At 60.4% G+C, this 26,997-nt stretch carries 24 protein-coding genes and 1 pseudogene; 7 read left to right on the top strand and 18 right to left on the bottom strand.

Annotated elements, in window-relative coordinates; genetic code table 11:
* Positions 1-55 precede the first annotated feature (55 nt).
* The 3 genes from KHO30_RS08220 to KHO30_RS08210 are packed head-to-tail and all read right to left on the bottom strand — an operon-like array spanning position 56 to position 1,802.
* The gene (locus KHO30_RS08220) at positions 56-901 is read right to left on the bottom strand and encodes an MBL fold metallo-hydrolase (protein ID WP_093647098.1); all 846 of its coding nucleotides are present in this window, start codon (positions 899-901) and stop codon (positions 56-58) included.
* 21 nt (positions 902-922) lie between these two features.
* Positions 923-1,249: a hypothetical protein gene (locus KHO30_RS08215; protein WP_093647101.1), complete on the bottom strand. Its 327-nt coding sequence runs from the start codon at positions 1,247-1,249 to the stop codon at positions 923-925.
* 7 nt (positions 1,250-1,256) lie between these two features.
* Positions 1,257-1,802 (bottom strand): sugar ABC transporter, encoded by a 546-nt coding sequence (locus KHO30_RS08210; protein WP_093647103.1) that lies wholly within the window; start codon positions 1,800-1,802, stop codon positions 1,257-1,259.
* Positions 1,803-1,967: 165 nt separating this feature from the next.
* Between KHO30_RS08210 and KHO30_RS08205 the strand changes: the two genes are divergently transcribed.
* Complete coding sequence (locus tag KHO30_RS08205) at positions 1,968-2,873, top strand: LysR substrate-binding domain-containing protein (RefSeq protein ID WP_093647105.1); 906 nt, start codon at positions 1,968-1,970, stop codon at positions 2,871-2,873.
* Positions 2,825-3,757, top strand: a complete 933-nt coding sequence (locus KHO30_RS08200; RefSeq protein ID WP_093647107.1) for a hypothetical protein — start codon at positions 2,825-2,827, stop codon at positions 3,755-3,757. The genes KHO30_RS08205 and KHO30_RS08200 overlap by 49 nt, the downstream gene beginning before the upstream one ends.
* 131 nt (positions 3,758-3,888) lie before the next feature.
* Here the strand turns inward: KHO30_RS08200 and KHO30_RS08195 are convergent, their stop codons facing one another.
* From KHO30_RS08195 to KHO30_RS08185, 4 genes and pseudogenes are all read right to left on the bottom strand, one after another.
* Positions 3,889-4,464, bottom strand: coding sequence for a helix-turn-helix domain-containing protein (locus KHO30_RS08195; protein WP_093647110.1), 576 nt, complete (start codon positions 4,462-4,464; stop codon positions 3,889-3,891).
* Between the two features lie 273 nt (positions 4,465-4,737).
* Positions 4,738-4,999 (bottom strand): annotated as a pseudogene (locus KHO30_RS39190) (ABC transporter substrate-binding protein); the annotation flags it as partial.
* Positions 5,000-5,333: 334 nt separating this feature from the next.
* On the bottom strand, positions 5,334-6,773 hold the full coding sequence (locus tag KHO30_RS08190; protein WP_211700527.1) for a DEAD/DEAH box helicase: 1,440 nt from the start codon (positions 6,771-6,773) through the stop codon (positions 5,334-5,336).
* A 110-nt stretch (positions 6,774-6,883) separates the two neighbouring features.
* Positions 6,884-7,765 (bottom strand): aldo/keto reductase family oxidoreductase, encoded by an 882-nt coding sequence (locus KHO30_RS08185; protein WP_093647114.1) that lies wholly within the window; start codon positions 7,763-7,765, stop codon positions 6,884-6,886.
* Positions 7,766-7,922: 157 nt separating this feature from the next.
* On the opposite strand from KHO30_RS08185, the gene KHO30_RS08180 reads away from it, so the two are divergent.
* Complete coding sequence (locus KHO30_RS08180) at positions 7,923-8,501, top strand: TetR/AcrR family transcriptional regulator (protein ID WP_244863968.1); 579 nt, start codon at positions 7,923-7,925, stop codon at positions 8,499-8,501.
* Positions 8,502-8,556: 55 nt separating this feature from the next.
* Here KHO30_RS08180 and KHO30_RS08175 read toward each other — a convergent pair whose 3' ends face one another.
* The 4 genes from KHO30_RS08175 to KHO30_RS08160 form a co-directional block, all read right to left on the bottom strand.
* Positions 8,557-10,026, bottom strand: a complete 1,470-nt coding sequence (locus tag KHO30_RS08175; protein ID WP_211700526.1) for an MFS transporter — start codon at positions 10,024-10,026, stop codon at positions 8,557-8,559.
* A 136-nt stretch (positions 10,027-10,162) separates the two neighbouring features.
* Positions 10,163-12,121 (bottom strand): aconitase family protein, encoded by a 1,959-nt coding sequence (locus tag KHO30_RS08170; RefSeq protein WP_093637958.1) that lies wholly within the window; start codon positions 12,119-12,121, stop codon positions 10,163-10,165.
* Positions 12,122-12,227: 106 nt separating this feature from the next.
* Positions 12,228-13,133, bottom strand: coding sequence for a LysR family transcriptional regulator (locus KHO30_RS08165; RefSeq protein ID WP_211700525.1), 906 nt, complete (start codon positions 13,131-13,133; stop codon positions 12,228-12,230).
* A 58-nt stretch (positions 13,134-13,191) separates the two neighbouring features.
* Complete coding sequence (locus tag KHO30_RS08160) at positions 13,192-14,433, bottom strand: ammonium transporter (protein ID WP_200562106.1); 1,242 nt, start codon at positions 14,431-14,433, stop codon at positions 13,192-13,194.
* Between the two features lie 529 nt (positions 14,434-14,962).
* Between KHO30_RS08160 and KHO30_RS08155 the strand changes: the two genes are divergently transcribed.
* The 4 genes from KHO30_RS08155 to KHO30_RS08140 all read left to right on the top strand — a co-directional run bounded on the left by KHO30_RS08155 (position 14,963) and on the right by KHO30_RS08140 (position 20,213).
* Positions 14,963-15,694 carry a gluconate 2-dehydrogenase subunit 3 family protein gene (locus tag KHO30_RS08155; RefSeq protein ID WP_211700524.1) on the top strand — a complete coding sequence of 244 codons (732 nt, stop codon included), beginning with the start codon at positions 14,963-14,965 and terminating at the stop codon, positions 15,692-15,694.
* Positions 15,694-17,472, top strand: coding sequence for a GMC family oxidoreductase (locus KHO30_RS08150; protein WP_211700523.1), 1,779 nt, complete (start codon positions 15,694-15,696; stop codon positions 17,470-17,472). The genes KHO30_RS08155 and KHO30_RS08150 overlap by 1 nt, the downstream gene beginning before the upstream one ends.
* Positions 17,469-18,836, top strand: coding sequence for a c-type cytochrome (locus KHO30_RS08145; protein WP_211700522.1), 1,368 nt, complete (start codon positions 17,469-17,471; stop codon positions 18,834-18,836). Before KHO30_RS08150 ends, KHO30_RS08145 begins: the two co-directional genes overlap by 4 nt.
* A gap of 183 nt (positions 18,837-19,019) precedes the next feature.
* Positions 19,020-20,213 (top strand): porin, encoded by a 1,194-nt coding sequence (locus KHO30_RS08140; protein ID WP_211700521.1) that lies wholly within the window; start codon positions 19,020-19,022, stop codon positions 20,211-20,213.
* A 41-nt stretch (positions 20,214-20,254) separates the two neighbouring features.
* Here KHO30_RS08140 and KHO30_RS08135 read toward each other — a convergent pair whose 3' ends face one another.
* The 7 genes from KHO30_RS08135 to KHO30_RS08105 all read right to left on the bottom strand — a co-directional run bounded on the left by KHO30_RS08135 (position 20,255) and on the right by KHO30_RS08105 (position 26,590).
* Positions 20,255-21,112: a helix-turn-helix domain-containing protein gene (locus tag KHO30_RS08135; RefSeq protein WP_200652873.1), complete on the bottom strand. Its 858-nt coding sequence runs from the start codon at positions 21,110-21,112 to the stop codon at positions 20,255-20,257.
* A 142-nt stretch (positions 21,113-21,254) separates the two neighbouring features.
* On the bottom strand, positions 21,255-21,803 hold the full coding sequence (locus KHO30_RS08130) for a carboxymuconolactone decarboxylase family protein (RefSeq protein WP_211700520.1): 549 nt from the start codon (positions 21,801-21,803) through the stop codon (positions 21,255-21,257).
* 195 nt (positions 21,804-21,998) lie between these two features.
* On the bottom strand, positions 21,999-23,219 hold the full coding sequence (locus KHO30_RS08125) for a porin (protein WP_211700519.1): 1,221 nt from the start codon (positions 23,217-23,219) through the stop codon (positions 21,999-22,001).
* Positions 23,220-23,299: 80 nt separating this feature from the next.
* Positions 23,300-23,842, bottom strand: coding sequence for a hypothetical protein (locus KHO30_RS08120; protein WP_093637928.1), 543 nt, complete (start codon positions 23,840-23,842; stop codon positions 23,300-23,302).
* Positions 23,843-23,931: 89 nt separating this feature from the next.
* On the bottom strand, positions 23,932-25,275 hold the full coding sequence (locus KHO30_RS08115) for an MFS transporter (protein WP_211700518.1): 1,344 nt from the start codon (positions 25,273-25,275) through the stop codon (positions 23,932-23,934).
* A 113-nt stretch (positions 25,276-25,388) separates the two neighbouring features.
* Positions 25,389-25,748, bottom strand: a complete 360-nt coding sequence (locus KHO30_RS08110) for a protocatechuate 3,4-dioxygenase (RefSeq protein WP_211700517.1) — start codon at positions 25,746-25,748, stop codon at positions 25,389-25,391.
* The gene (locus KHO30_RS08105) at positions 25,745-26,590 is read right to left on the bottom strand and encodes a gallate dioxygenase (RefSeq protein ID WP_093637918.1); all 846 of its coding nucleotides are present in this window, start codon (positions 26,588-26,590) and stop codon (positions 25,745-25,747) included. The genes KHO30_RS08110 and KHO30_RS08105 overlap by 4 nt, the downstream gene beginning before the upstream one ends.
* Between the last annotated feature and the right edge of the window lie 407 nt (positions 26,591-26,997).

The following is a 26,997-nucleotide window of genomic DNA, read 5'->3' as shown; positions in this document are numbered from 1 at the left end:
GCTCCAGTGCAGAATGCCGGAGTGGTATCAGATGTGGTTGCTTCTGTTCGCGGCCTCATGCTTCGGTCTCGTAAAGCAGGCCGTAGCTCCCGCCTGTTCGCTTTATTCGCGCGAAGCCGAGTTCCCCCAAATGCATACCGGCAATCAACAGTCTCTCCGAACTGACCAGGTCCAGAAGCCGTGATCGTGTGGTGACTGCCAGGGAAGGGTCTTGATCGAATGCAATCGATACGTCTGGCCGTTCAATCTGGATGTGAGGAAAATGAACAATATCTCCCCAGACAAGCAGGCTCTGATCGCGGGATTCGAGCAGATATCCAGAGTGTCCATCTGTGTGTCCCGGTAGTGGCATCGCTCTGATACCGGGAAGCACTTCCCCCTCATCGAAAGTACGGAGCTTGTCGCGGTAGCCGTCGAACACTTGGCGCGCTATCAGGAAGTTACCGCGGGCACGCTCGCTGGCACGACTTAGATTTCCGTCATCCTGCCAAAATTCGACCTCTCGATGATGGGCAACTAGCTCCGCATTCGGAAAGGTAATTTGTCCGGCCGCGTCAACTAGCCCTCCGACATGGTCGGGATGGGCGTGCGTGAGCAGGATTGTGTCGATCTCGGATAGTTCGACGCCAGCAAGCGATAAATTGGTTCTCAGGCGACCGCCCCATTGCTTGATGCCTCCAGCCCCACCGTCGATGAGAATCGTGCGGCCCGCTCCGCGTACTACATAGCAGTTGATATGCACGGCGGAAGGCTCCTTCTGCCCTGCGTCACTTTGTATTCTGGAGGCTTCGGAAGGGTCGATATTCGAGAGGAAGTCCAGACTAGCAGTGAGGTAGCCGTCGCTGATTGCGGTGATCGTGAAATCCCCGGCTCGCTGACTTGGAAAGGTAATGGTGGACACAATTCTTCTCCGGAAGACTTCCTAATTTCGGGCGTGAATGTTCGACGCGGCATAACCAAAACAACGGATGCGCGCTGTGAGACCCGTGCAGCACTCGATGGCGTCGTCCAGGGCTTCCATGAACTGGTTCATCACCGGAGGCGTGCGAAATGTCTCAAGGCGATATTGGACTTCCGCGAAGACGGGATGTCCGTGCCCTTGCCGAACGTCGACATAGATGACATGAACGTTTTCGAGTGCCGCTTCAAGGACACCAGTACAGAGTTTGACGCAGTCGCAGGAAAGATCGGCAAGCCTCTCATCAGACGGCATGTGCCCGGTAGGGATGTAGATAGTCACATTGGGCATCGCGGACCTATTTTTCCTGTCCGGTCGAAACGGTGGAGGAGCGTGTCAGTTGTTCCGTCATCGGCGAGTAGAGGTGGACACCTTCGGGCATGCTCCCGACAAGCTGTGCGTTTTGCCGAGGCAGTTTTGCGAGCCAACGGTGTTCCGGAAACTTCTCCAGCGCAACTGCTCGCATGGCCAACGGTGTGAGGCCCATTTGGATCAGCGGTTCGGGGCCGTTTGCACAAAGCACGAGGAGTTCGTCTGCATTGACCGCCGGCGCAAGGCCAATATCGCTGTAGAGATTTCGGTGCCAGTCGGCGATGTGTTGCTGCCACCTTGCAAAATTGCCGCCGCCTTTCTGGCGATATTCCTCTCCCGTCAGGACATCGAGACCGTCGATCGTGTGGACGGCAAGGTAGGCCGGGCAACCATCGCTTAACGACTTGAAGCGCTGTGACGTGTGAAAGCCGGTAACCGAGATAAGGGCGGGCAGTTTCTCAAGGCTGTAGAAGTCGTTCCATTCGGCTTCGCTGCTTAGATCGGCGAAGCTGCATTCCACGGTGTAGATCATCAGATTATCCTTCGTGGCGCGTAAGCAGATTGCTGCAAACGATCCATGTTCATTGCGGTAACGTAATGCTAATCTGAGATTTTCGGCGTATATAACGATATAAAGTCAGCCTTCAGTGATATTTACTCAAGCTGACATTGAACGCATATCAATCGGCGAGACCCAATGCGACGTAAGATCCCAAGCAATTCCGCGCTCCAGGCTTTTGAGGCCGCGGCTCGACACGGCAGCTTCGCCCGCGCGGCTGAAGAACTAGCGCTGACCGAAGGCGCCGTCAGTCGTCAGATCGGTCGACTGGAAGCATTTTTGGGTGTCGCGCTGTTCGAGCGCGTTGGAAATCGGGTACGGCTTGCTCCCAACGGCACGCGATACGCTGTGCAGGTTCGCGAGATTCTGGATCGACTGGAACGGGACAGCCTATATCTGATGGGGCAGCCCATCGAAGGCGCGAGCATTGATATCGCCGCGATTCCGACCTTCGCCACCCGTTGGCTTATCCCTCGGCTGAAACGCTTTCAAAATAAACATCCGAACATCACGGTGCATATCGCCGAACGTATGGAACCCTTCATCCTTGCGGGTAGCGGTTTTGACGCAGCAATCCATTTTGAGCATCCAGCATGGGCGGGTATGCATCTACATCGCCTGCTAGAGGAGGTGCTTGTTCCCGTCTGTAGTCCCGCGCTCCTCGCAGACGCCGATGCGAACATGTCGCTAAACGAACTCCCACGCCTTCACAGGCGACAAAACCCGGACGCGTGGCAGGTTTATGCACAAGAGGCCGGCATCGTGCTGACGAATTCGGCGGTTGGCGCACGTTACGATCTCCATTCCATGCTGATCGAGGCGGCGCTAGCGGGCTTGGGTGTTGCATTGGTGCCGCGTCTTTACATCGGGGCAGAGCTTGAGCAAGGCCGCCTGGTAGCGCCTTGGCCGGACGGCAAAGCGATTACCAAAAACTTCTGCCTTGTTCTTCCTGAGCCAATCGAGTTAAGTGAAGCCCCACTACAGGCATTTGCGAAATGGATTCTTCACGAAGCCCGGGGCTCAGCGGCTCAAAGCAGCGTCTGACACTCATCCCGCCTGACCTCAACGCCCTGGACGCGCAAGCACTGCGCGACTTGACGGCTGGGCTGCTGAAGCAGGTCAGCCCGCTATACTCGCAACGCCATCAACAACTACGGATTGCTGGAATGAATCGCAAAATATTGGGCGTCTTGGCCATATCGTTCGGTATATCGTCGGCCGCTTTCGGCGGGAGCTTTGTGTGTCCGACTGGCCCTGGGCCAGGCGAACGCCAGATCGGCATGGCGGGTGGCTCTCCCGGCGTCGCACCCGTGCCCATGTGCGTCCAGGACGCACAATCCCAACAGCAATCACAACCGGGCCGCGCCGCGGATCCGCAAGCGGATGCTGCTGCCGGGCTCGCGAAGGCGATGGGCGGCCTCGCCACAAGCCAGATATATCTGTTGGAGGATATGAGCAAAACGGCGCAGGACCCTGAATTCAGGAAGCTTCGAACGGGTTATTGGAGCTACTTCCACGACACCCAGCAGCCCAGCTCGGGACAAAAGTGCGTGGCGCTTTTCCAGAACCTCAAGGGTGCCGTCCAACTGTCGGGACCTGGCAGCTCCTACAAAGGAGCGATGCTCACCTTGATGGGCCTGGATATCCCCAAGCCCTCGACAGTCGCGCACATCAAAGTCACGCTGGATCAAGGCGATGGCAATCCGCAAACCGTGAACGTCTTCAATTACGCCGTGGCGCAGGGCAAGCTTGGTGCCGTCTCGTTCGGCATCCCCACTGCCGAGGCGCTGCTGCAAGGGATGACCAAGAACGATATGACGTTCAAAGTGTCCGTGGATGGCAAGCAGGTAATCGACACGTTCTACCACGACGGCCTGCAGGCGCGCGAACAGCTCCGGCTATGCCTCGCCGGACGACCGAAGATATAGATCACTGTACGCGTTTCCCCCGCCAGGCGACTGACTCCTGGCGGGACGATACCCTCGTGCGAAGGCAATATTGGAAGAGCCGCTCAGCAGCGCTTTCGCTTTCCGAAACCAATTGACAGTTGCGCTGCTATTCAAAGGAGCCTGGGCGTCCCGACCCAAAGAAAGACAGATTCAATCTGTGCTGTATTTTCCCAACTGTGCGGCACCTTCGATTCGTAATGCGCACTGTCTCCGGCCTTCAATACGAAAGTTTCGCCCTCCAATGTCAGCAACACCTCGCCGGCAATGACGTACAAGCACTCCTCAGCTGCATGCGTTGCGACTTCGGTACGCTTTTGCCCGGGAGGCATCTTCACAAGAATCGGATCTAACTGACACCCGCCTCTCAAGTTTGTCAACCGTGCAAACCGATTCGCCGAGTCTGCAAAACCAAAAAAACTCACCTGGTCACCACGACAGACCGAGCGCTCTTCGCTGGGCCGTTCGACAAAATACCGCACAGTTACGCCGAGGGCGTTTGCAATGCCTGTCAGCGAAGTGATAGAAGGAGATGCCAGACCTCGCTCGACTTGCGAGAGGAAGGGCTTCGAAATACCCGCCCCCGTTGCCGTTTCTTCGAGAGTGCGTTTCAGCCGCAGTCGCAGCGAGCGTATCTTGCTACCCAGTGTGGAAGCTGGATTCGATATTTCGTTTGTTGCTGTGAGCATGACATGACCAATGCAGAATTATGTGCTTTTAGCGTGCCGACCCGGACAATGCCGAAATTATTCAAGCCGTATATAGCGAGAAAAATCTCTCATCGCAAATTCTGACTCCCGATACCAGGATGTTCCGACTTCCAGACCAGGAGGTCGGCGGCGCAGCTTATCCAGCAGTGCACACCTGCGCAACGGTATCATGTTCTATTAAGAATTAATAAATAGAATCCTTACCGATTAATGCAAGACTTATTGCATGCCTGAATCCGTCGTGCAGCAGGCTTACGCTCTAGATGATTCTTTGACGCTTTCGGCCTCAAAGAGAGGGGAAACTTGCGGGTTGAAACGAATCGTGCCAATCACGCCGGTATAGTTAGCGGTTTCCAGCGCAGGCAGATTAGACATGCGGATCGACTGAATGCGCGCGACGCATCGCATCGGCGAGCCACATCATCGCGTCGTAGCCGTAAGGCGCAAACACGACCACTTTGCCGTAGCGCGATTCGAATCGCTGTTCGAAGTCCGCATAGCGCGCCAGCTTCGCGGCCAGTGTCGCAAGCGAGGTGCCGCCGCACGACGCTGCGACCGCGAGATACAGCAGGGGCTGCCGATATACCGCAGTGACGGGTCAAAGGTGAATGCTGAGTGTGTCGCGAGGGCCCATGCGGCACAGAACATCGCACCGGCTAGCGCGCCCCATCCGAGAATTACCGAGGCGGCGATTCCTCGTCGCTGATTGCGCGCGCCAGGCACCGTGCCGGCCGCCGTCGCGATGGCGGCGACGGGACTATGGCAATGGTGGCGCCGGCGCAAAGTCCGGGCGACACGGATGCATTGAAGGTCTAATACCGCGTCGTCCTCATCCCCACAGATCAGGGTTAGCGTTTGCCGCGGCCACCGGCCGGTTTGCCAGCCGCTTTAGGTGAACCCGCAGCTGGCTTGCTGGCGGGTTTGCTGCGTGGCTTTTGCACGCTGAATGGGCTACCGCTGGAGAAGCTTGTGCCTTGGCCCGCGGCCACAGTGCGCTGCGCCGCAGGCTTGCGTTTGTTTTCGCCACTTTGCGCGCGCGGTTTATTGCTGAGCACCTGCGTGGCGCGCGGCGCAACTTGCGGCACTTTCGGCTTCTTGGGCTTTTTGGGTTTCTTGATGATCTCGCCTGTCGTGCTAGTTTGCGGCACGCGGTGTTCGGCTTCAAAACCCGGCTCTTCTTCGCGACGCAGTGTCTGCCGGATCAGCGCTTCAATCGCGGCCAGTTGTGGCGCTTCATCGGCACACACAAGGGACACCGCCACGCCGCTGGCGCCCGCGCGCCCGGTACGGCCAATACGGTGCACATAGTCTTGCGCCACGATCGGCAGATCAACGTTGATCACCAGCGGCAGGTCGTCGATATCCAGCCCGCGCGCAGCCACATCGGTGGCGACCAGCATATGGACTTCGCCCGTCTTGAAGCGCTCCAGCGCACGCAGGCGCGCGGGTTGCGGTTTGTCGCCGTGGATGGTGTCGACCGCATAGCCCGCGTCATCCAGCATGGCCGCCAGGTAATCCACGCCAATGCGGGTTTTGACGAACACCAGCGCGTGCTCCCAGTTGTTCTCAGCCACAAGGTGCATGAAGAGATCTGGCTTGTTCTTTTTATCCACCGTCACCACCCACTGCTTGATCTTGCTGGCCGTGGCATTGGGCGGGCTGACGCTGATATTGACCGGGCCGCGCAGAATGCCCGCCGCCATGGCGCGGATATCGTCGGTAAACGTGGCAGAGAACAGCATAGTCTGGCGCTGAACGGGCAAAGCGGCGAAGACGGCGTTGAGTTCGCGCGCAAAGCCCAGATCCAGCATGCGGTCGGCTTCATCCAGCACCAGCGTTTGTACTTGATCAAACTGCACTGCGTTCTGGCGATGGAGATCCAGCAAACGGCCCGGCGTGGCAACAAGCACATCCACGCCTTTGCGCAACTTCATCATCTGCGGGTTGATACTCACACCGCCGTAGGCGGCCAGAAATCGTAAGTCGAGGCCTTTGCCGTATTCGATAAAGCTTTGCAGCACCTGTTCGGCCAGTTCACGCGTGGGCACCAGCACCAGAACGCGCGCGCGATTGCTGGACACCGCCGGGCCGTGTTGCACCAGCCGTTGCAACAGCGGCAGCGCGAAACCCGCCGTTTTGCCAGTGCCGGTCTGTGCCGCAGCCATGACGTCCTTGCCGCTGAGCACAGCAGGAATCGCCTTGGCCTGCACCGGCGTAGGTGTCTGGTAATTGAGGTCCTGCAGATTACGCAGCAAGGGATCGATCAGGCCAAGCGAGGCAAAAGACATCGGCGTATTCCGGGGTAAAACCGCAATTCTAGCTTCTAGCGGTTACCGCGCCGATTGCACCGCGCAGATCAAAGGTCAAACCGGCAGCCGAAGCAGCTGACACGACCGACCTAGCCTTGCATCTTCCCGGAACCGATTTTGTCCAACGACGACAAAACATCCTCCGGCAAGTGAAGGTTGACGCTTTTAATGTTCTGCTTCAGATGCTCGACTGACGAGGTACCGGGTATCAGGAGGATGTTCGGAGAGCGCTGTAATAACCATGCAAGCGCTACCTGCATCGGTGTCGCTTCGCATTGGTCTGCAGCGTGGCTCAGCGCATCAGCCTGCAGCGGAGAGAAGCCCCCGAGCGGAAAAAACGGGACATAGGCGATGCCCTCTTCCGCAAGACTGTCGATCAGCGTGTCATCGTTCCGATGAGCAAGGTTGTACATGTTCTGCACGCACGCAATGCGCGTAATCGCGCGACCCTGTGCCACCTGCCGTGCGGTCACATTGCTCAGCCCGATGTGACGAATCAAGCCTTTCGTCTGCAGCTCCGCGAGCGCCGTCAAAGGCTCTTCGATGTCGCCCTCAGTCGGTGCTGCGACGTCGAACATCACACGAAAATTCACGACGTCCAGCGTATCGAGACCGAGATTGCGAAGGTTGTCATGCACCGCCGATTCCAGTTCGGCCGCCGATGACGCAACATTCCACGAGCCATCGCTACCCCGGCTGGCCCCTACCTTCGTGACAATAGTGAGAGCGTCAGGATAGGGATGGAGCGCCTCGCGGATAAGCTGATTGGTAACGTGGGGGCCATAGAAATCGCTCGTGTCAATGTGCGTGATTCCGCTTTCAACAACGGCACGAAGCACTGCTATCGCTGCGGCGCGGTCTTTCGGTGGGCCGAAAACGTGAGGACCCGCTAGCTGCATCGCGCCGTAGCCCATGCGCGTAACAGACAGGTCGCCAAGTTGAAAAGTACCAGCTCGCGTAACGTCAGCCATTGATGCACTCCTTCTTTCGGGTTTTGTTTCGGTAGCTGCAAAGTGTTCGGATAGAATACGAATAATCATTCAGATTGTGAATTCGCATATGCGGACAGATAACGGACAGGGGCTGGACGCCCGCAAACAGCCGCAGCAGGCGCGTTCCCAGGCTACCGTGGACGCGATTTTCGATGCGACTATTCAGGTTTTGCTGGCTGAGGGCTTGCAGCGGCTTACCACTATCCGGGTTGCCGAGAGAGCCGGCGTATCTGTCGGAACGCTTTATCAGTACTTCCCTCAAAAGCAGGCGCTTCTTTTTGCCGTGCTGCAGCGGCATCTGGAAAGAGTGGTGAAAGCGATCGAGGACGCCACTGCGTCAGCGCATAACGCGTGTTTGTCGACGATGGTGAAGGCCGTGGTTGCAGCATTCGTGAAAGCAAAGACGGAGAACCTGGACGAATCGCGTGCGCTATATGCGGTTGCCCTCGAACTCGACTCACGCGGCTACGTTCGTGAAGTGGAGGCTCGCAACCGCGCGGCGCTGGAGGCTATGCTGAAGACGGCTTCCGATGCGCATTTTGACGACATGTCCACGACCATTTTCATGTTCACGGGGGCATTGGTCGGCCCCATGCGTTTGCTGCTTGAGGGGAAGTTGCCGCAATCAATGATCCGCAAGCTTCGCGGTCAACTTGAGTCGCTCTGTCTAGGGTATCTCGAACGCGAAGCGCGTCCGAAGGGTTCAGCGAACTAGTCACAACTGAAGGACCGTTGTGGGCCGGGAGCACTCATTCGTGCCCCACCCCCGTCTACCTGGAAATCTTCTCCAACTCAAGCCCCTTCGTCCGCGGCCCCATCAAGCCAATCGCCAGCATCACAATCAGCATCGCCCCAGCGATAAACACAAACACGCCAGTCGTCCCGAAGTGCTTCAACACCGCCGCAATCAGAAAGGCCGTGAAAATCGCCGAGAAGCGGCTCCACGAATAAACGAAGCCCACCGCCCGCGCGCGGATGCTGGTCGGAAAAAGCTCGGTCTGATACGCATGGTAGCTGTACGAAATGATGTTACCCGCGAGCGTCAGACACACGCCGAGACTCACCAACAACACCGCGCCGGACGCCTGACTAAACCACAAACCGCACACGATATTCACGGCCGCCATCACTACGATCACCGTCTTGCGTTCGAAGCGGTCGCCGATAAAAAGGCCGATAATCGGACCGATAGGCGCAGCTAACGCGATCACGCTCGAGTACATCAGGCTCGTGGTGATCGTAATGCCCTGCTTGATCAGCAGCGTCGGCACCCAGTTCGCAAAGCCGTAAAAACCGACGGTCTGGAAGATATTGAAGATCGTCATCATCAGCGTGCGGCTGCGGTACGGCGGCACCCACATATCGCGGAAGCTGCCACGCGGCGCGACCGGCGCGGGCGGCGCCGGCGGCGGCAGTTCACGGCCGTATTCACTGCGTACTTTCGCTTCAAGCTCGCTCATCACGCGATCGGCTTCGACGAGACGCCCCTGTTGCGCGAGCCAACGCGGGCTTTCCGGCAACGCGCGCCGGATCCACCAGACAAACAGCGCACCGTGCGCGCCAATCAGCACCACCCAACGCCAGCCATCGAGACCGAACAGCGTGCGCGGCACCAATAGATAAGAGAGAAAAGCCACCACAGGTACGGCTGTAAAACCGACCGCCTGTTCGCATGCGAAAGCGCGGCCGCGAATCTGCTTTGGCACCAGCTCCGAGATATACGTCCCGATCGTCACCAGTTCGACGCCGATACCGACGCCCGCCACGAAGCGCCAGAAGTTCAAACCCGTCGCCGTTTCCTGAAACGCCATCACGACGTTGGCCGCCGTGTACCACAGCAGCGAATACGTGAACACGGCGCGGCGTCCGAAGCGATCCGCCAGAAACCCACACGCGATCGTGCCGATGAACAGCCCGCTGAACAGAGCCGCGATAAAACTCGCGACGCCGGTGGAGCCGAACAGGCCGTGCGTCGTCGCGGTCAGCAGGCCGCTTTTGACGAGGCCAGGCGCGACGTAGCCCGAATACAGCAAATCGTAAAGTTCGAAGAAGAAGCCGAGGCTCAGCAGGACCACCAGCTTCCAGATGGAACGCGTGGCGGGCAGCCGGTCGAGGCGCGCGGAGATGCTGCCGGCGTCGAGCGTGGTGGACGCAGCGGACGCCGAGGCAGTTGCGCTTGCGGAAGACGCCGCGCCGCCGGCACTACGCGCGACGGACCGAGCGTGATCGGGGGATGTCATATTGTTTGTCTCCTGGTGATGCAGGTCATTCAGGCGATGCACGATGATGCTCGCCGCAGCCGGTCTTGTGCCGGCCTTGGGTACTTTCGGATGTCGCACGCACCACGATGCCGGGCCGCAAGGTCCGGCCAGCATTCTAGCCGCGGGCGCGCTTCAATTGTTCGAAGGTGGTGATTTTTCCGGCCAGCGCGCTCGCCGCAACGGTGTACGGGCTCGCGAGCCACACGTTGCCCGGCCCCGAGCGGCCAGGGAAATTGCGGTTGATCGCGCTGATCGTCACCTCGCTCGCATCGGCCGACTGCCCCGGTCCGCAATTCGCGCACGAACCGCAGCCCGGCATCACGAGCGTCACGCCGGCACGCTCGAAAACCGGTAAATAGCCCTGGTTCTCGCAGTAGGCGCGCACGGCCATGGTGCCGAATTGCAGAAAGAGACGCGTGCCCTCGGGCACATGCATGCCCTGCTCCACGCCCCAGCGCAATACCTCGTGATAGAAGTCGAAGTCTTCGCGCTTGCCCGCCGTACACGAGCCGCCATACGCGATATCGATCGCGATGTCCTGCTCCAGTTGCGGCGCCGGCACACCATTGCCCGGATCGCCCGGGCGCGCGAGCATCGGTTCGATGGCGGTGGCGTCGATGCGGATCGTGTCGCGATACGTGGCGCCTGAATCGCTTTTCATCCAGTTTTCAAGGGTGAAATCGACACCGCGGCGCTCCTTGAGGAACGCCACCGTGCGTTCGTCCGGCTCCACAATGCCCGTGAAGCCGCCCAGTTCCGCGACCATGTTGGTCAACGTGGCGCGTTCGTCGATCGACATCGCGCGTACCGCGGCGCCGCCGTATTCGAACACGAGACCGATCGCGCCGCCCGAGCGGATCGCGTCCATCTGCAACAGATGCAGCACGAGGTCTTTCGCGGTGACGCCGTCGCGCAACGTGCCGTCGATTTCAATGCGCAAGGTCTCCGGCACTTTGCAGCGCACGTAACCCGTCACCCAGCTATTGGCGATTTCGGTTGCGCCCGCACCGAATGCGAGGCAACCGAGCGCGCCGGAATGCGGCGTGTGCGAGTCGGTACCGCATGCGACCTGCCCTGGCAATGCGTACTGCTCGGCCATCAGCGCATGACAGATGCCTTCGGAACCCGGCGAGTTGTCGAGCGCGCCGTGCGAGCGCACCGGATAGTCGCGCGAGAACGACGTGTGCCCTTCCATCAGGTTAGCAACGCCCGGCAGCAATCCGTCGCGCACGTGCGGAATGCTTTGCGAGGCGAGCACCAGGTGATCCTGAAACGCGATGATGTGATCCGGCGCATGCAGCGGCGCAGGCTTGCCGAACGCGCGATGCATCAGATGCGCGCACATGCCGGTGAAGTAGTCGTGGCTGAAGCGCCAGTCGGCGGCGATGAATACGCCGTCGCCGCGCTGCGCGCTTTCGATGCCGGGATGAAGATGGCGCTCGATGATCTTCTCGACCAGCGTCTTCGGTTCGGCGGTGCTTGCTTCGTTTGCCGGGTTTGCCATCTCCCGCACACGCGGCGCCGGCCAGTCCGCGAACTTGCTGTACGCAAGCAAACCGCCGCTGCGAATGATCTGCTGCGTGAGCGCATCGCGCCCCTTGAGAAACTCGTCGATCGGCACCGCCTCTCCTGCGATCAGACGATCGAGCACGGAGAAATCGGTGGTCGTGAGAATGCCGATATTGTCGCAGTTCTGCTGATAGATACGCTCGAAACTCTCCGCGACGATCAGGCGAATGCCCGCCGACAACTCCGCCAACGGGCTCGATTCGCGCGACGACCCCTTGCCGTAGCGCTTGCCCGCCACCGTCACCTGGAAGCCGCCGTTCCTGACCGCATCGCGGCCGATCGGCATGCGCTCGCCCGCCTTGAAGCCGACGTACGGATACTGGCCGAGGCGTTCGTCATAGGTGAGCATGACGGTGACCGGTGTGATTTCGTCGGTGGAGACGTTATCGCGCAGCGCACCGGCGGTGGCGCGCGTGAAATTTTCGCCGGCGAGTTGCGCCTCGATCACCGCAGGGTCCTGTGACAGGTACAGCACGCGGCCGTCCAGACGAATCGTATCGCTCATGAGCATTCTCCTTGCGCCCACTATACGGCGCGCGTAGGCAATGCCGAAGTGCCGGTCCAGCAACGCAGACGTCTTGTTTGGAGAATGGTGCGAGGCGCCCCGCGGGCTAAGGCTTGCTGCCGAGGAACCCGACCAGCGCCGCCGCGCTGGCGCTTAACTGATCGCACGATTTGAAGATCATGATGAGATGCCGCACCGCCCAGGCGTCGCTCAAGGACAGTAAGCGCACGTCGAGCGCATTCACATAGAGCAGCCCCACCTGCTCGGGCACGATTGCGATGCCGAGGCCGGCATGGACCATCCGGCACAGCGCGTCGAGGCTGCTGACGCGGATCTTGACGTCGATCTGCCGCCCTGCGCTGGCCGCCTGCTGTGCGAGAAGCTTGGTCAGCGCACTCTCGCTGCGCAGGCCGACGAAGCTGTCGTCGAGCAACTCGTCGAAGGCCACGCCCCGAGAAGCCGAGGCCAGACGATGACCGCCCGGCACCAGCACCGCCAGTCGGTCTTCCCGATACGGCACCTGCTCGAAAGTTTCACTGCCCGCCACCGGATTGCAGATGCCAAAGTCCGCACCGTGTTCGTCGACGATACGCAGCACGTCGGCGCTGTTCTCCTCCTCCAGTTCGATCGACACCTCCGGAAACGCGCGCCCGAAAGCGGCCACGTCCTCCGGCAAAAACTGCACGATCGACGAGAGATTCGCCACCACCCGCACCCGCCCCTTCGCCCCCGAGGAAAAGCGCGACAACTCGGCGCTCATCTGTTCGATGTTGCCGATGATCGCGAGCGCGTAGCGCAGCACCGTCTCGCCAACCGGCGTCACCGTAATGCCGCGCGACTGGCGCTGAATCACCGGCAAGCCGATCAATGCCTCGATTTCGGCGATGCGCCGGCTCACCGCGGACGACGCGATGAACTCGCGCTCAGCCGCGCGCGCGATGTTCTGCTCCTGGCAGACGGCGACGAACAGGCGCAGCGAGGTGAGGTCGAGCTTTTTGAGGAGATTTTCCATGGATGCTGCGCTTAACGTTGAGCCAAGACCCAACGCTAGCACAGAGGCGACCATGGGCCTACGCGTCCAGATAAGCCACTTCGCCATGCAACTCGGTATCGAGCCCATGCTGCGCGGCGGCTTCACCCACCTTAACGGGTGTCACGCGGTTGATCAGCCACAACATGCCCCACGTGAACACGAACGCCCAGACGCCGGACACGCATACCGCCACGCATTGCTTGACGAAGAAAGCGCCGCCGCCCAACAGCAGGCCGTCCGCGCCATTCGGATTCCACGCCTTCGACGCGAACACGCCGAGCAGAACGGTACCGACGAGGCCGCCCACGCCATGTACGCCCCACACGTCGAGCGCGTCGTCGAGGCCGAGCCGGTTTTTCAGCGCAACAGCGTAATAGCAGATCACACCAGCAGAAATGCCGATTATCGCGGCGGTGCTCAAGGACACATAGCCGGCTGCGGGCGTGATGGTCGCGAGGCCGGCGACCGAACCGGTCAGCAAGCCGATGAATTTCGGCTGCCGTGCGTTGGCCCATTCGATCAGCAGCCACGTAATGGCAGCGAACGAAGCGGCGACGTCGGTGTTCAGGAAAGACGAAGCCGTGATGGCGTCGACGCGCAACTCGGAGCCGGCGTTAAAGCCGTACCAGCCGAACCACAGCAGGCCCGTGCCGAGCGCAATCAAGGGCACGTTGTGCGGCTTGTGCGTGAGGGTCTGACGGCGTCCCACATACAACACCGACGCTAGCGCGGCGAATCCGGCGGTGTTGTGGACCACAATGCCGCCCGCGTAATCGAGCACGCCCCACTTCGCGAACAGTCCATCCGGACTCCAGACCATGTGCACGAACGGAAAATACACCAGCACCAGCCAGCCGGTCAGAAAGAGGAAGTAGGCCTTGAACGTCACGCGGTTGGTGAACGCACCCGTGATCAGCGCCGGCGTGATGATCGCAAACATCATCTGATAGGCAACGTGGACCACCAGCGGAATGCCCGCGTCGTTGCCCGTGTACATGGTTTGCAGCGTAATGCCGCGCAAAAACGCATAGTAGGTCGGGTCGCCGACGATGCCGTGCCAGCTTGGGCCGAAGCACATCGAGTAGCCGAACGCGAACCACAGCACGGTTGTCCATGCGAGCGAGATGAAGCTCTGCATCATGATCGCCAGCACGTTCTTGCGTTCGACGAGGCCGCCGTAGAAAAACGCGAGACCCGGCGTCATCAGCATGACGAGGCTCGCGCACAGCAGCATGAAAGCGGTATTGCCAACGTTGATCGGCATGGTTGCGGGAAGCACAGCTTGTCTCCTTGATGATCGTCGTGATGTGTGCCCCCGGCGGCGCGAGGCACAGGCGTCGAAAAGAGCCCTTCAGCGCGGAATTTCTTTCAATTTGTAGGCTTCGTCTGTTTTCGCGCGTTTGCGGCAGGCGAAAAGTATTCTTGCGTCGAGGCTCGCGCAATACGGCTGGAAGATATAGCGGGATTCACCTGCCCCGTATGGCCGTCTCAGGCCCGACCGGCGACCGCTTGCCGTTGTCAGCGTGCTGTAAGCGCGGGTAAACCACGTTCACCCGAACGGCCGCTCAGAGCCATGGCCGGAGCAAAAAGCGTCGCTTTTTCGCGTCAACTTCCCAGTGCTCCGCGCGGCAAAACACTTATGATTTGAAAGACATATTTCTTTCAAGACGTCATTTAATCACTTCACGAAACAGCTTATTGTAAAAAAGTAGAGACACTTTGGAACCGGTTCCATTTACTATGGCGCCCAAATCCGACGACCGTCCGTGCGCAGCACGGCGCGTTCTAATCTCGCGATAAAGAACAATATGGCTCAATCTCCTCTTACCTCCCGCCGCGGCTTCTTACGCACGGCTGTCGCGCTGGTTCCAGCCGGGACTCTCGCCGGTTGTGAAGTCAAGCAATCCGCCACGACTGCTCAGGGCGCGAGCGGCGCCGCCTCCGCGGGCCAGCCCTCCGGCGTCGACTACAAGCCGCATTTCTTCGACGCGAAGGAATGGGCGTTTATCCACGCAGCGGTCGATCGCCTGATTCCATCGGACAGCGAAGGCCCGGGTGCGGTCGAATCCGGCGTGCCCGAGTTCATCGACCGGCAAATGGACACGCCGTATGCGCACGGCGCGCTCTGGTACATGCAGGGCCCGTTCACGCAAGGCGCGCCGGAACTCGGCTATCAGTTGAAGCTCGTGCCGCGCGATCTGTACCGGCTCGGCATCGCGGCGGTCAACGCCTACTGCACGAAGACCTACTCGAAGCCGTTCGACACGCTCGACGCCCCCACACGCGACACCGTGCTCACCGCGCTCGAGAAAGGCTCGATCGAACTCGCGGATGTGCCGGCCGGCGTCTTCTTCGGCCAGTTGCTGCAAAACACTCGCGAAGGCTACTTCTGCGACCCAATCCACGGCGGCAATCGCGACATGGGCGGCTGGAAGATGATCGGCTTCCCCGGCGCGCGCGCCGATTTCATGGACTTCGTCAACCAGAACGGCCAGGCCTATCCGTATGGCCCCGTGTCGATTGAAGGAAAACGCACCTGATGACTACTCAAACCAAACCGCACGTCGACGCGGTCGTCATCGGCTTCGGCTGGACCGGTGCGATCCTCGCGAAGGAACTCACCGAAGCCGGCCTCAAAGTGGTCGCGCTCGAACGCGGCGAGTATCGCGACACCTATCCGGACGGCGCGTATCCGAACACGATCGACGAGCTGACCTACAACGTCCGCAAGAAGCTGTTCCTCGATCTCTCCAAGACCACCGTATCGATCCGTCATAACGTCGGCGAAACGGCACTGCCTTATCGGCAGCTTGCTGCGTTTCTGCCGGGCGAAGGCGTCGGCGGCGCCGGCTTGCACTGGTCGGGCGTGCATTTCCGCATCACGCCGGAAGAGCTGCGTCTGAAGAGCCACTATGAAGAGCGCTACGGCAAGCGCTTCATTCCTGACGGCATGACGATTCAGGATTACGGCGTCAGCTACGACGAACTCGAACCGCATTTCGACTTCGCCGAGAAAGTGTTCGGCACCTCGGGCCAAGCTTATAAGGTCAACGGCAAGGTGGTCGGCGACGGTAACGTGTTCGACGCGCCGCGCAGTGACAACTTCCCGCTCCCCGCGCAGTTGAACACCTACTCGGCCGAACGCTTCGGCAAGGCCGCGCGCGAACTCGGACTGCACCCGTACCGCCTGCCTTCGGCGAATACCTCGGGTCCGTACACGAACCCGTACGGCGTGCAGATGGGCCCGTGCAACTTCTGCGGATTCTGCAGCGGCTACGCGTGCTACATGTACTCGAAGGCGTCGCCGAATCTGAACATCCTGCCTGCGCTGAAGCAGTCGCCGAATTTCGAACTGCGCTCGCGTTGCCACGTGCTGCGCGTCGAACTCGACGATACGAAAAAGCGCGCCAAGGGTGTGACGTACGTCGATCCGGCGGGCAACGAAGTGTTTCAGCCTGCGGATCTCGTGATCGTCGCGGCGTTCCAGTATCACAACGTCCACCTGCTTCTGCTCTCCGGCATCGGCAAGCCGTATGACCCGGTCTCGGGCGAAGGCGTGGTCGGCCGCAACTTCGCGTATCAGAACCTCTCGACGATCACCGCGTTCTTCGACAAGGACACCTTCACCAATCCGTTCATCGGCGCGGGCGGCAACGGCGTCGCCGTCGACGACTTCAATGCCGACAACTTCGATCACGGTCCGCTCGGCTTTGTCGGCGGCTCGCCGTTGTGGGTGAATCAGGCCGGCACCAAACCGATCAGCGGCATCGCGACGCCGGCCGGCACGCCCAACTGGGGCGTGGACTGGAAGAAGTCGGTGAAGGACCACTATGCGCATACGATTTCGATGGATGCGCACGGCTCCAACATGTCGTACCGCGACGTGTTCCTCGATCTCGATCCGACTTATCGCGATTCATACGGCCAGCCACTGTTGCGCATGACCTTCGACTGGAAGGACAACGACATCAAGATGGCGCAATACGTGACCGGGCAGATGCACAAGATCGCGCAGCAGATGGGGCCGAAATCGATCGGCATCTATACGCGCGAATTCGGCGCGCACTTCGATTCGCGCCGCTATCAGACGACTCACCTCGTCGGTGGCGCGATCATGGGTACCGATCCGAAGACGAGCGTGTTGAACCGCTACCTGCAAAGCTGGGACGTGCACAACGTGTTCGTGATGGGCGCGTCGGCGTTCCCGCAAGGCATCGGCTACAACCCGACCGGCCTTGTCGCCGCACTCGCCTACTGGTCGGCGCGTGCGATCCGCGAGCAGTATCTGAAGAACCCCGGCCCGCTGGTGAGCGTATGAAGAAAAACATCGATGTGAAACGCCTGGGTCAGGCATTCAGACGCGTGCGCGCAGCGTCGTTCTGCGTGGCGGCTACGTTGTCCGTTCCGCTCGCCGCGCAAGCGGCAACGCCCCCAAGTCAATCCGACGCGGCGTTGATCGCGCACGGCGAATATCTCGCGCGTGCCGGTGACTGCATCGCGTGTCATACCGCACAGTCGGGCAAACCCTTCGCGGGCGGCCTGAAGTTCGACACGCCGATCGGCGCGATCTACTCGACCAACATCACGCCCGATCGCAAGACCGGCATCGGCTCATGGACCTTCGCGCAGTTCGATCGCGCGGTCCGTGCAGGCGTGCGGCCGAACGGCGACACGCTGTATCCGGCGATGCCGTACCCCTCGTATGCACGTTTGAGCGATGACGACATGCATGCGCTGTATGCGTACTTCACGCAAGGCGTCGCACCGGTGAACCAGGGGAACCGTGCTGTCGATATCGTCTGGCCGCTGTCGATGCGCTGGCCGCTCGGCATCTGGCGTTATCTGTTCGCGCCTGATCCCGTGGCGTTCAATTCGAAGCACTATGCCGACCCGGTGGTCGCACGCGGTGCCTATCTCGTGCAGGGCCTCGGCCACTGCGGCGCCTGCCATACGCCGCGTGCGGTGACGATGCAGGAACGCGCGTTGAGCGATCTCGACGGCTCGGAGTTTCTCGCGGGCGGCGCAGCGATTGATGGCTGGGTCCCGTCGAGCCTGCGCGCGAATCCACGCACCGGCATCGGCTCGTGGAGCGAGGCCGATATCGTGCAATTCCTGAAGACCGGACGCACGCAGCACAGCGCGGCATTCGGCGGCATGACCGACGTCGTTCAGCACAGCATGCAGCATATGAACGACGCCGACCTGACGGCAATCGCGCGTTATCTGAAGACGCTGCCGTCGACCGATCCGAAGGAAACGCCGTACGTGTACAACGATACGGCGGCTCACGCTCTGCGCACCGGCGACGCCACAGCGCCAGGAGCCGCCGTGTACCGCGACAACTGCACCGCCTGCCACCGCAGTGACGGCCGCGGCTATACACGCGTGTTCCCGGCACTAGGCGGCAATCCTGTCGTGCAAGGCAAGGACGCGACCTCGCTAATTCATGTGCTGCTGACCGGCAACACGCTCGAAGGTACGAAAACCGCGCCCTCCTCGTTCACGATGCCGGCCTTCGGCTGGCGCCTGAACGATCAGGAAGTCGCTGACGTCACGAACTTCGTGCGCACTAGCTGGGGCAACACCGGTTCGACGGTCAGCGCGGCGGATGTCGCCAAGGTCCGCAAGACTGTCGCGGTGCATGCGCCCGAGATGCCACCTGGTGCGGCGCTAAGCCACTAAGCCGCTAAACATGCCCTTGCAGCGCGCCCGCAATCAGGGCGAGTAACAAGGGTCGCGCAAGCCGCCTCCCCCGCGTCACGCAATCTGCTCCGTTGGTCAGGAGCGGACTGCGTGCGCGCGGAAAAAAGAGAGATCGCCGTGCAGGCGACCTGAGATAGACGATCCAACCGAGCTATAACCACGATGAAAAAGCAATTGATTGCTGCACCCCTGCTGTTGTCCTTCGCCGGCATTGCGGCCGCGCAGAGCTCTGTCACGCTGTACGGCATCGTCGATGCGGGTATCAGCTATCGCAGCAACGAGCGCACCGGCTCCGTCGGCGCTTACACGGGACACTCGAACGTCGCGTTGACGAGCGGCAACCTCTCCGGCAGCCGCTTCGGCATCAAGGGTCAGGAAGACCTCGGCGGCGGCTGGAACGCGCTGTTCCTGCTTGAAGACGGCTTCGACATCACCAACGGCAAGACCGGCCAGAACGGTGGACTGTTCGGCCGCCAGGCGTTTGTCGGCATCGGCAGCCAGCAATATGGCACGGTCACGCTCGGCCGCCAGTACACCTCGTTGAACGACTTCGTCGCGCCCGTTTCGCCGGTCGCGTTCGTGGGCGGCTTCGGCGCGCATCCGGGCGATATCGACGATCTCGACCAGACCGCGCGCGTCAACAACTCGATCAAGTACACGAGCGCGAACTACTCGGGCTTTACGTTCGGCGCGCTGTATGGATTCGGCGGTCAACCGGGCAGCCTGAAGCAGCAGAACACGTGGAGCGTGGGCGCGGGATACGGCAACGGCCCGCTGCATGTGGGCGTCGGCTACGAGCGTTCGGATAACAGCAAGAGCGGGCCGAAAGACTCGACGGTCGGCAAATGGAACGGCACGGACGACGGCCTGTTCAATTCGTCGATCAATGAAGGCTACGCGAGCGCGCAATCGCAACAGATCATCGGCGCGGGCGCTACGTACAATTTCGGTCCGGCCATTCTCGGTGTGAACTACAGCAACGTGCAGTACCGCTCGGGCGCCGATTCGCTGTTCAACGGGCACGCGACGTTCAATATCGCGGGCGTGTTCGGACAGTGGACGATCCGCCCCGCCGTGCAACTGTTCGCAGGCTACAGCTACACGCGCGGCGGCGAAGTGGAAGGTGTGGATGAGCGCGCGCAATATCACAACGTGACGCTCGGCGCGCAGTACAACCTCTCGAAGCGTTCGACGGTCTATCTGATGGGCGGCTATCAGCACGCGTCCGGCGTCACGCTGGATGCGCTCGGCAATCCGGTCGCGGCGACCGCGTCGGTCAGCGACAAGGGCAACAGCCACTCGTCGGACACGCAGTCCCAGGCTATTGTGAGCATTGGCTTGCGGCACCGGTTCTGACGGGTTCAGGCGGCGCTGGCGTGGTTAGCCGGCGCCGCCGTTCAGTGTTGTTGCTGGACCGCGTCGATCATCTCGAGATGACGCGCTTCTGTCTCGTCGTCTGCGGGGAACATGCATTCGATACGCAACTCCTGTGCCGCGACGGCTTGTGGCGTGCCCACGGTTGCGACCATTGAAAAGTAGTTCAGGACCTTGCCGTCCTTGATGAAACCGATGGGGATCACCGGCATGGCCGCAGCAGCGGCCCCGGTTTCCACGGTCCGTTGAGAAGACTTCACATCAGACTGCACATCCGGATAGGCGCGCAACGCGGCAAGCAACTCGTGCGTCTGTTCGTCGACCACGCGACCAACCGACTCCCGATAGACACGCTGAATCAGACTATTCGACACCGCCTGCCAATCGGCAACGAACGGACGCATTCCATCCGGATCGAAAATCAGATGCAGCATGTTACGCGGTCCCTTGCGCGCAGCCATATCGATGAAGCAATTGAAAAAGCGCGGCGCGGATTCGTTGGTCATCAGCACGTTCCAGTAGCGGTCCATGACGAGCGCGGGAAACGGCTCGTGCTGGCGCAACATTCGCCCAAGTGCTTTCGTGACGCTCTGCATTTCCTGCGCGTTCCAGGCGCCTTCTGCATACATCGGCGCATAGCCCGCCGCCAATAGCAGCGTGTTGCGTTCGCGCAGAGGAATGTCGAGCGTCTGAGCGATGTCCAACAGCATCTGCCGGCTCGGCACGCTGCGTCCGCTTTCGATAAAACTAATGTGACGCTGCGAGACACCCGCTTTGAACGACAGGTCCAATTGGCTGATGCCGCGCATGTCTCTCCAGTGACGCAACAACGCGCCGAGGTCGTTCGGCGGCGTCTTCCTTTCGGGATTCGCAGGATTCATCGGTCTGTGGTCCGTTAGTCGATACAGATCAGGTTCGGTGATCGGTGGCGCCGGAGCATCGCAGATGTCCGGCGCCAACCGGTCGTTCGAACCGCGCCGGTCAGCATACTCCCAGTTGCGGACCGGCCCTGCCAGACGCGACCTACGCGGTCCAGACATATTCCTGGAACGATGCTTCGAGCGGAGGCTTGGTGATGTTGCCGGCGTAGTTCGTGATAGTGGAAGCAGCGAGCACCGTGAGAACCTCGAGCACCTGATCCTGACGGAAGCCGGCTTCGAGAAACTGGTTCACGTCACTGTCCTCCAGGTGTCCACGCTTCTCAATCGCCGTTTTCGTCAAGGTGGACAACGCGGCATGCTTGCGATCGGCAGGTACGCGGCCATCGCGAATCGCTTCGACATCGACGGGTGAAAGACCCTCTTTCAGCGCGAGCGCAGTATGAAACGCAACCGCCCACGTGCATGCATTGGTCACTGCGTTAGTCAGCAATAGCGTCTGTATCTGCGCTTCCGTGAAAGTACCCGCATGAACCTTCTGGAAGATGCCGATGAAGCCGCCGATCAACACCGGCGATCCAGCCATCGCCCCCGCGATGTTAGGGATAAGGCCGAAGTTTTGCTCGAGTTGCCGAAGCACCGGCCTGGATTGTTCGGGTGCGGATTCAATCGTGTGAATGTGAAACGTCGACATGGTGTGTCCTCGATCGTAAGCGCCGCTCGGGATGAGTTGCGCGATGACCGAAGATTAGGCGTGAGCGTGCGGCTCGCCAATTACCTCGGATGTAATAGGTTTCGGTAACCGGCACGCGGCCGTGCAAGCGTTCACGAAAAGCAAAAAGGCCGGGTCTGAACTGCCCCCGGCCTTTCCCACCGCAAAAACTACCAATCAGAACCGGTGAATAAGGCCCACGCCCACCGCCAACTGACTGCCTGAGGAAGACGGCGTGGTGTTATACCCATCGCCGAGTGTCGCCGTGGCGTCGATGATCTGCCCGGCGCCGTTGGTGCCCAGCGTCTTGCCCTTCGCCTTCTGATAGGCCTCCAACGCATACAAACCCGTGCGTTTGGACAACGCGTAGTACTCGGAGAGATTGAACTGGTGGTATTGCGCACTGTCCTGAATGCCGTTCGCGCGCGTAGCACGGGTATAGCTGTACCCCGTGGCAAAATCCCACGCAACGGCCGGTTTCCAGTGCAAGACGGTACCCGCCGTATTGAAGATCGCCGTATCGTGGAACTTCGAGCCAGTGCCCGGAATGTACTGGACGTTCGAATAGGTCGCCGTGATATCCCACGCGCCGTTGAACTTATAGCCGCCACCCACCGCGAAACGCTGTTGCGCCTGCGCGGTCTGATAGCCGTTCGTCAACGCGGATACGCCGATTTGCGAACCGCCGTTCGAGGTGGTCGAATCCGAGCCCCATGAGCCGCCGCCCGCGGTCGAGTTGTTGATTCGCGAGAAGCCGACTGCGAGGCCGATCGGCCCCATCGCATACTGGATCCCGGTCGCCCAGGTCGACCCCTGGTTCGTGCTGCCCGCCACGCCGCCCAGCGAATACGATCCGCTCACCGTCAGGCCATAGAGCTTCGGCGACGTGTACTCCAGCGTGTTGTTCGCACGGTAGATCGTGTCGAGGCCGTCGATATCGCCAGGATGCGCGCCGTAGTAGCCGGTGATCCAGGTGGTCGGGCTATACGGTGAGAGCATCTGGTAGTACGAAGCGTATTGGCGGCCCGCCGTGAAGGTACCGTACGTCGGGTTGGTCAGGCCGACCCACGCCTGGCGGCCGAACATCGCGTTGCTGTATTGCTGGGCACCGGTTGCCGAATTGAAGCCGGACTCGAGCTGGAAGATCGCTTTCGTGTTGCCACCCAGGTCTTCCGCGCCCTTGAGGCCGAAGCGGCTGCCCGCAAATACACCTTGCGCCATTTTGACGGCCGATTTTCCTCCGCTAGTGGAGCCAAGCGACGTCTGATTGTTCGTATAAGAAAAGCCGTTGTCGACGATACCGTATAACGTGACGCTGTTTTGCGCGAAAGCCGGCACAGAAGCCGCGATCGCTGCTCCCAACAGCACAACGTCTACTCGTCTGATACTTTTATTCATGCTGCAGATCTCCAAATCGTACGTCTTGTTGAAATTGTCTTAATCGGCATTGACGCTCGAGGTTCGCCAAACACTTTGTTCTATTGCCCTTGCGGTTGCAGCAGTCGCTTTACCGTCAAGGCCAGGGGGACGGTGAAGAAGATATGGGACATGAAGCCACCGATGATCACAGCCGGGTCGTAGTAGTTCGGATGGTTATCGGAGGCGATCATGATCGCCACATGCATAACGATCCACGCGAAAACCGCGTAAAACAGCGCCACGAAAGTGGCTTCGTATCCGCGCCGGCGAAAGTAAGGCCAGATTGCCGCGAACAGAACACCCCACGCCGACGCGAACACGAAGTGAATGCCCGTGCCGACGATATACGCCCACACACCGATTGATTCCTGCACCTGTTTGCCGAACACCAGCCCCGTCGCGTTCCGTGGAATCCCCGCCAACGGCATCAGGTGCTGCGCCCCTACCCAGATGAGTGCTTCGTAAATCCAGATGATCACGGCGCCGACCAATCCACCGATCACGCCCGCGCGAATCATGGCCATGCGGTTCGGCCATTCCGTCACATTCGTCGCCTCGCCCTTGTTGAGCCCGCTTCCGCTCACGCTGAAATTGCCGCCCATGTCTGCTCTCCTTCAATAACTTCTGGTAAGGGATGCCGTGCGCGCAGCGGCCAGCAAGCCGCTGCGTGGGGCCGCCGTTGCAACCGCGCTCAGGCGTCGGCCACGGGACTAGTGATAAAGCGCAGCGCGAGACGGTTCATGACGATCGCCACGGCAGCAATCAGCGCAGGCACGGCGAGCACCGCGAATACGGTTTCGAAACTGAATCCCAGCGACAGCAACGTGCCCCCCACGAGCGATCCCAGAATGCCGCCGAGCCGGCCGAACCCAAGCATCCAGCTCACGCCGGTTGCGCGGGCACGTGTCGGATAGCAGCTCGGGGCAAGCGCATTGAGGCCGGTCTGTGCGCCGCTCATGAAAAAGCCGGCACAGGTAACGAGAACCGGCAGCAGGTTCGATTTGAGCGTGCCCATGCCCAGCGCGAAGATGAACACCCCACCGAGCAGATACGCCGCACCGATCACCGCGTTGCGATCCATGCGGTCCATCGCGAAGCCGACCGCAATGGCGCCTACGGTGCCGCCCAACTGGAACATGCCGGTGATCGCGGCAGCACGCTCGACCGGCAGGCCGGCGTCCTTGATCAACGTGGGCAGCCAGCCAGTGAGCAGATAGATGATCAGCAGGCCCATGAAGTACGTGAGCCACAGCATCAGCGTGCTGAACGCGTAGCCGTCCGCGAACAGCATCCGCACCGGTGCCTTCGCTGTGACCACCGGTTCGGGTGCGGTGAAGCGCACGTCTTGACCGAAGACATGTCCGCAGACACGGCCGAGCGTTGCCGCAATGCGTTCGGTCGACATTTTCCGCACCAGCATCAAACGTGCGGACTCAGGCAGCAGCAACAACAACACGGGAATACTGAGGATCGGCAAGATACCGCCGAACATGAACACCGCGCGCCAGCCAAAGTGCGGAATCAGCGAAGCCGCCACGAATCCGCCGGCCCCCGAACCGAAGTTGAAGCCGGTGAACATGATCGTGAGCAGCAGCGAGCGACTGCGCGACGGTACGTATTCGGAGAGCAGCGTGGTCGAATTCGGCATCGCGGCGCCGAGGCCCAGTCCCGTCAGAAAGCGCAGCACAACGAGTTCCAGGGCTGAGTCGGCGAATGCGCAGGTCAGGCTGAAGAAGCCGAAGCAGAGCACGGAGGCAATCAACACTTTCTTGCGCCCGATGCGATCGGAAATCGGCCCTGCAGACAGCGCGCCGATTGCAAGGCCGACCATCGCGGCACTCATCACGGGACCGAAGGCGGCCCGGCTGACATTCCAGTCATGCATGATGACGGGCGCGACAAAGCCCATCACGGCCGTGTCCAGCCCGTCCATCATGACGATGAGAAAACATAGAACGAGGACCAGCCATTGGTACGCCGACATCTTGCGTGCGTCGATAAACGCCTTGATGTCGACTGAGTCTGCAGATTTCATGCGTGTCTCCGGAGAAAACAGTTTCCCGCCCCGGCGTTCTGTCGAAGCCGGGTCTTCTTGGTATTGAAATGAAAAAGCCGCTAAAAAAAGGTGTGACGCAAGGTCGAGTCGCCTTAGACGGCCTCCGGCACCCTGCGCGTTTTCAGAAACGCCTCGAGTGTTTCGCCTCGCATGCTGGCGTACATGCCCAGATTCGTGATCTTCACCACGCGCGCAAATTTCTCGAGCACGAAGAAACACACCCCATATCGAATCAGTCCGATCCAGTCTGTGTTGTCGACGAGCGCGCGCTCCTCTGTCGTCAGGCCGACCGCGTCGTAGGCAGCGGTCCGGTTCTCCAGCCACAGCGTACGAGCCGGCGCTTCGCGCATCTGCCAGAAGAAACGGTTCAGGCGCATCGCTTTCATGCTCTGGCGAATATCGAACGGATACGTACCCGTCAATTCCTCGATACCGATCAGTTGCGGGTTCATTGCGTCACCTCCTCTTCGTAGAGGGTCACGGCCATCGCTGTGCTCGTCGCAAGGTAATAGCTGCGGTGCAGTTCACGAACCTTCGGCCCGAGCGCGCCGCGCATCGCGAGCCACATGATCGTCTCCACGCTCTCCGCGCCGCCAAGGCGCACATAGTCGACATGCTTCATCGCGGCGAGCCGCTGCGGCTCATGCACGATCAGATCGAGGAACTCGATGTCCCAATCGGTATTGTTAAAGCCGCTGCGCTCGCCGTGGACCTGGTGCGACAACCCGCCGGTGCCGACCACCACGACATCCAGGTCCTGCTCGAACGACTCGATCGCCCGGCGCAGCGCCTGACCGAGACGGTAGCAGCGGTTCGCGGTGGGCAGCGGATATTGCAGCACGTTGACTTCCATCGGCACGAGCGACATCGGCCAGCCGCCGTCGTGCGGCAGCATCAGTGAAAGCGGGGAATTGCATCCGTGATCGAGCGCACGGTCCTGGAAGATAGTCAGATCGAACTCGTCGTTGACGAGCTGCTCGGCAATATGGATCGCCAGATCAGGATGACCGGCTATGTCCGGCAGCGGGCGCTTGCCCGCGCCCTCGTCCGCGAACTCGTGATTGGCCGATACACCCAGTGCGAAGGTCGGATAGCAATCGAAGAAGAAGCTGTTTGCGTGGTCGTTGTAGAACATCACCATCACGTCCGGCTTGCGCTCGGCGAGCCAGTCGGCCACCGGTTCGTAGCCTTTGAAGAGCGGCGCCCACGCGGGATCGTTCTGCTTACCCTTGTCGTACGCCATGCCGATAGTGGGCACATGCGACGTGCCGATTCCACCAATGATCCTTGCCATATCCCGTTGTCTTCCGTTACTTCGTGCCGTGCTTCAACAAGCGCCAATCGGATGGGTCGCCGCTACCGGGGTGGCAGCCTTTGCAACCATCTTGAGGTGCAACCATAAAGATCATGCAGGCTTGCCGAAAGTACGGGTAAACCACATTTGCACCGATTAAATTGCTCGCAAGCACCCCGAATGCCCATGGCCGGCGCACGGATAAGCGCTGGAAGCCCCACCGGATATAGGGTGTCGGGTATCACTGGCGAGCGTGCCGAGTCCCGGCCTACACTCCTGACTATCCACATGCGATAAACAAAACAGATGCCCGGGAAACGAAGTCGCAAGCCGTCTGGCAAGCGTGGTACGGGACCTGATGCGTCGCTATACTTGATGGCCTCGAATAAGCAGACACCCATGAACGA

This window comes from Paraburkholderia aspalathi, from assembly GCF_905220735.1.
Taxonomy (GTDB): domain Bacteria; phylum Pseudomonadota; class Gammaproteobacteria; order Burkholderiales; family Burkholderiaceae; genus Paraburkholderia; species Paraburkholderia aspalathi.
This window is presented reverse-complemented; position numbering and strand designations above follow the sequence as displayed.

What these genes read in the sequence shown, in the direction of transcription:
- KHO30_RS08190 (WP_211700527.1), bottom strand. Translation starts at nt 6,773, where the DNA reads ATGTCTTTTGCCTCGCTTGGCCTGATCGATCCCTTGCTGCGTAATCTG.
- KHO30_RS08175 (WP_211700526.1), bottom strand. Translation starts at nt 10,026, where the DNA reads ATGACATCCCCCGATCACGCTCGGTCCGTCGCGCGTAGTGCCGGCGGC.
- KHO30_RS08150 (WP_211700523.1), top strand. Translation starts at nt 15,694, where the DNA reads ATGACTACTCAAACCAAACCGCACGTCGACGCGGTCGTCATCGGCTTC.
- KHO30_RS08215 (WP_093647101.1), bottom strand. Translation starts at nt 1,249, where the DNA reads ATGCCCAATGTGACTATCTACATCCCTACCGGGCACATGCCGTCTGAT.
- KHO30_RS08165 (WP_211700525.1), bottom strand. Translation starts at nt 13,133, where the DNA reads ATGGAAAATCTCCTCAAAAAGCTCGACCTCACCTCGCTGCGCCTGTTC.
- KHO30_RS08145 (WP_211700522.1), top strand. Translation starts at nt 17,469, where the DNA reads ATGAAGAAAAACATCGATGTGAAACGCCTGGGTCAGGCATTCAGACGC.
- KHO30_RS08110 (WP_211700517.1), bottom strand. Translation starts at nt 25,748, where the DNA reads ATGAACCCGCAACTGATCGGTATCGAGGAATTGACGGGTACGTATCCG.
- KHO30_RS08170 (WP_093637958.1), bottom strand. Translation starts at nt 12,121, where the DNA reads ATGAGCGATACGATTCGTCTGGACGGCCGCGTGCTGTACCTGTCACAG.
- KHO30_RS08125 (WP_211700519.1), bottom strand. Translation starts at nt 23,219, where the DNA reads ATGAATAAAAGTATCAGACGAGTAGACGTTGTGCTGTTGGGAGCAGCG.
- KHO30_RS08155 (WP_211700524.1), top strand. Translation starts at nt 14,963, where the DNA reads ATGGCTCAATCTCCTCTTACCTCCCGCCGCGGCTTCTTACGCACGGCT.
- KHO30_RS08200 (WP_093647107.1), top strand. Translation starts at nt 2,825, where the DNA reads ATGGATTCTTCACGAAGCCCGGGGCTCAGCGGCTCAAAGCAGCGTCTG.
- KHO30_RS08120 (WP_093637928.1), bottom strand. Translation starts at nt 23,842, where the DNA reads ATGGGCGGCAATTTCAGCGTGAGCGGAAGCGGGCTCAACAAGGGCGAG.
- KHO30_RS08185 (WP_093647114.1), bottom strand. Translation starts at nt 7,765, where the DNA reads ATGGCTGACGTTACGCGAGCTGGTACTTTTCAACTTGGCGACCTGTCT.
- KHO30_RS08135 (WP_200652873.1), bottom strand. Translation starts at nt 21,112, where the DNA reads ATGAATCCTGCGAATCCCGAAAGGAAGACGCCGCCGAACGACCTCGGC.
- KHO30_RS08105 (WP_093637918.1), bottom strand. Translation starts at nt 26,590, where the DNA reads ATGGCAAGGATCATTGGTGGAATCGGCACGTCGCATGTGCCCACTATC.
- KHO30_RS08195 (WP_093647110.1), bottom strand. Translation starts at nt 4,464, where the DNA reads ATGCTCACAGCAACAAACGAAATATCGAATCCAGCTTCCACACTGGGT.
- KHO30_RS08210 (WP_093647103.1), bottom strand. Translation starts at nt 1,802, where the DNA reads ATGATCTACACCGTGGAATGCAGCTTCGCCGATCTAAGCAGCGAAGCC.
- KHO30_RS08130 (WP_211700520.1), bottom strand. Translation starts at nt 21,803, where the DNA reads ATGTCGACGTTTCACATTCACACGATTGAATCCGCACCCGAACAATCC.
- KHO30_RS08140 (WP_211700521.1), top strand. Translation starts at nt 19,020, where the DNA reads ATGAAAAAGCAATTGATTGCTGCACCCCTGCTGTTGTCCTTCGCCGGC.
- KHO30_RS08115 (WP_211700518.1), bottom strand. Translation starts at nt 25,275, where the DNA reads ATGAAATCTGCAGACTCAGTCGACATCAAGGCGTTTATCGACGCACGC.
- KHO30_RS08205 (WP_093647105.1), top strand. Translation starts at nt 1,968, where the DNA reads ATGCGACGTAAGATCCCAAGCAATTCCGCGCTCCAGGCTTTTGAGGCC.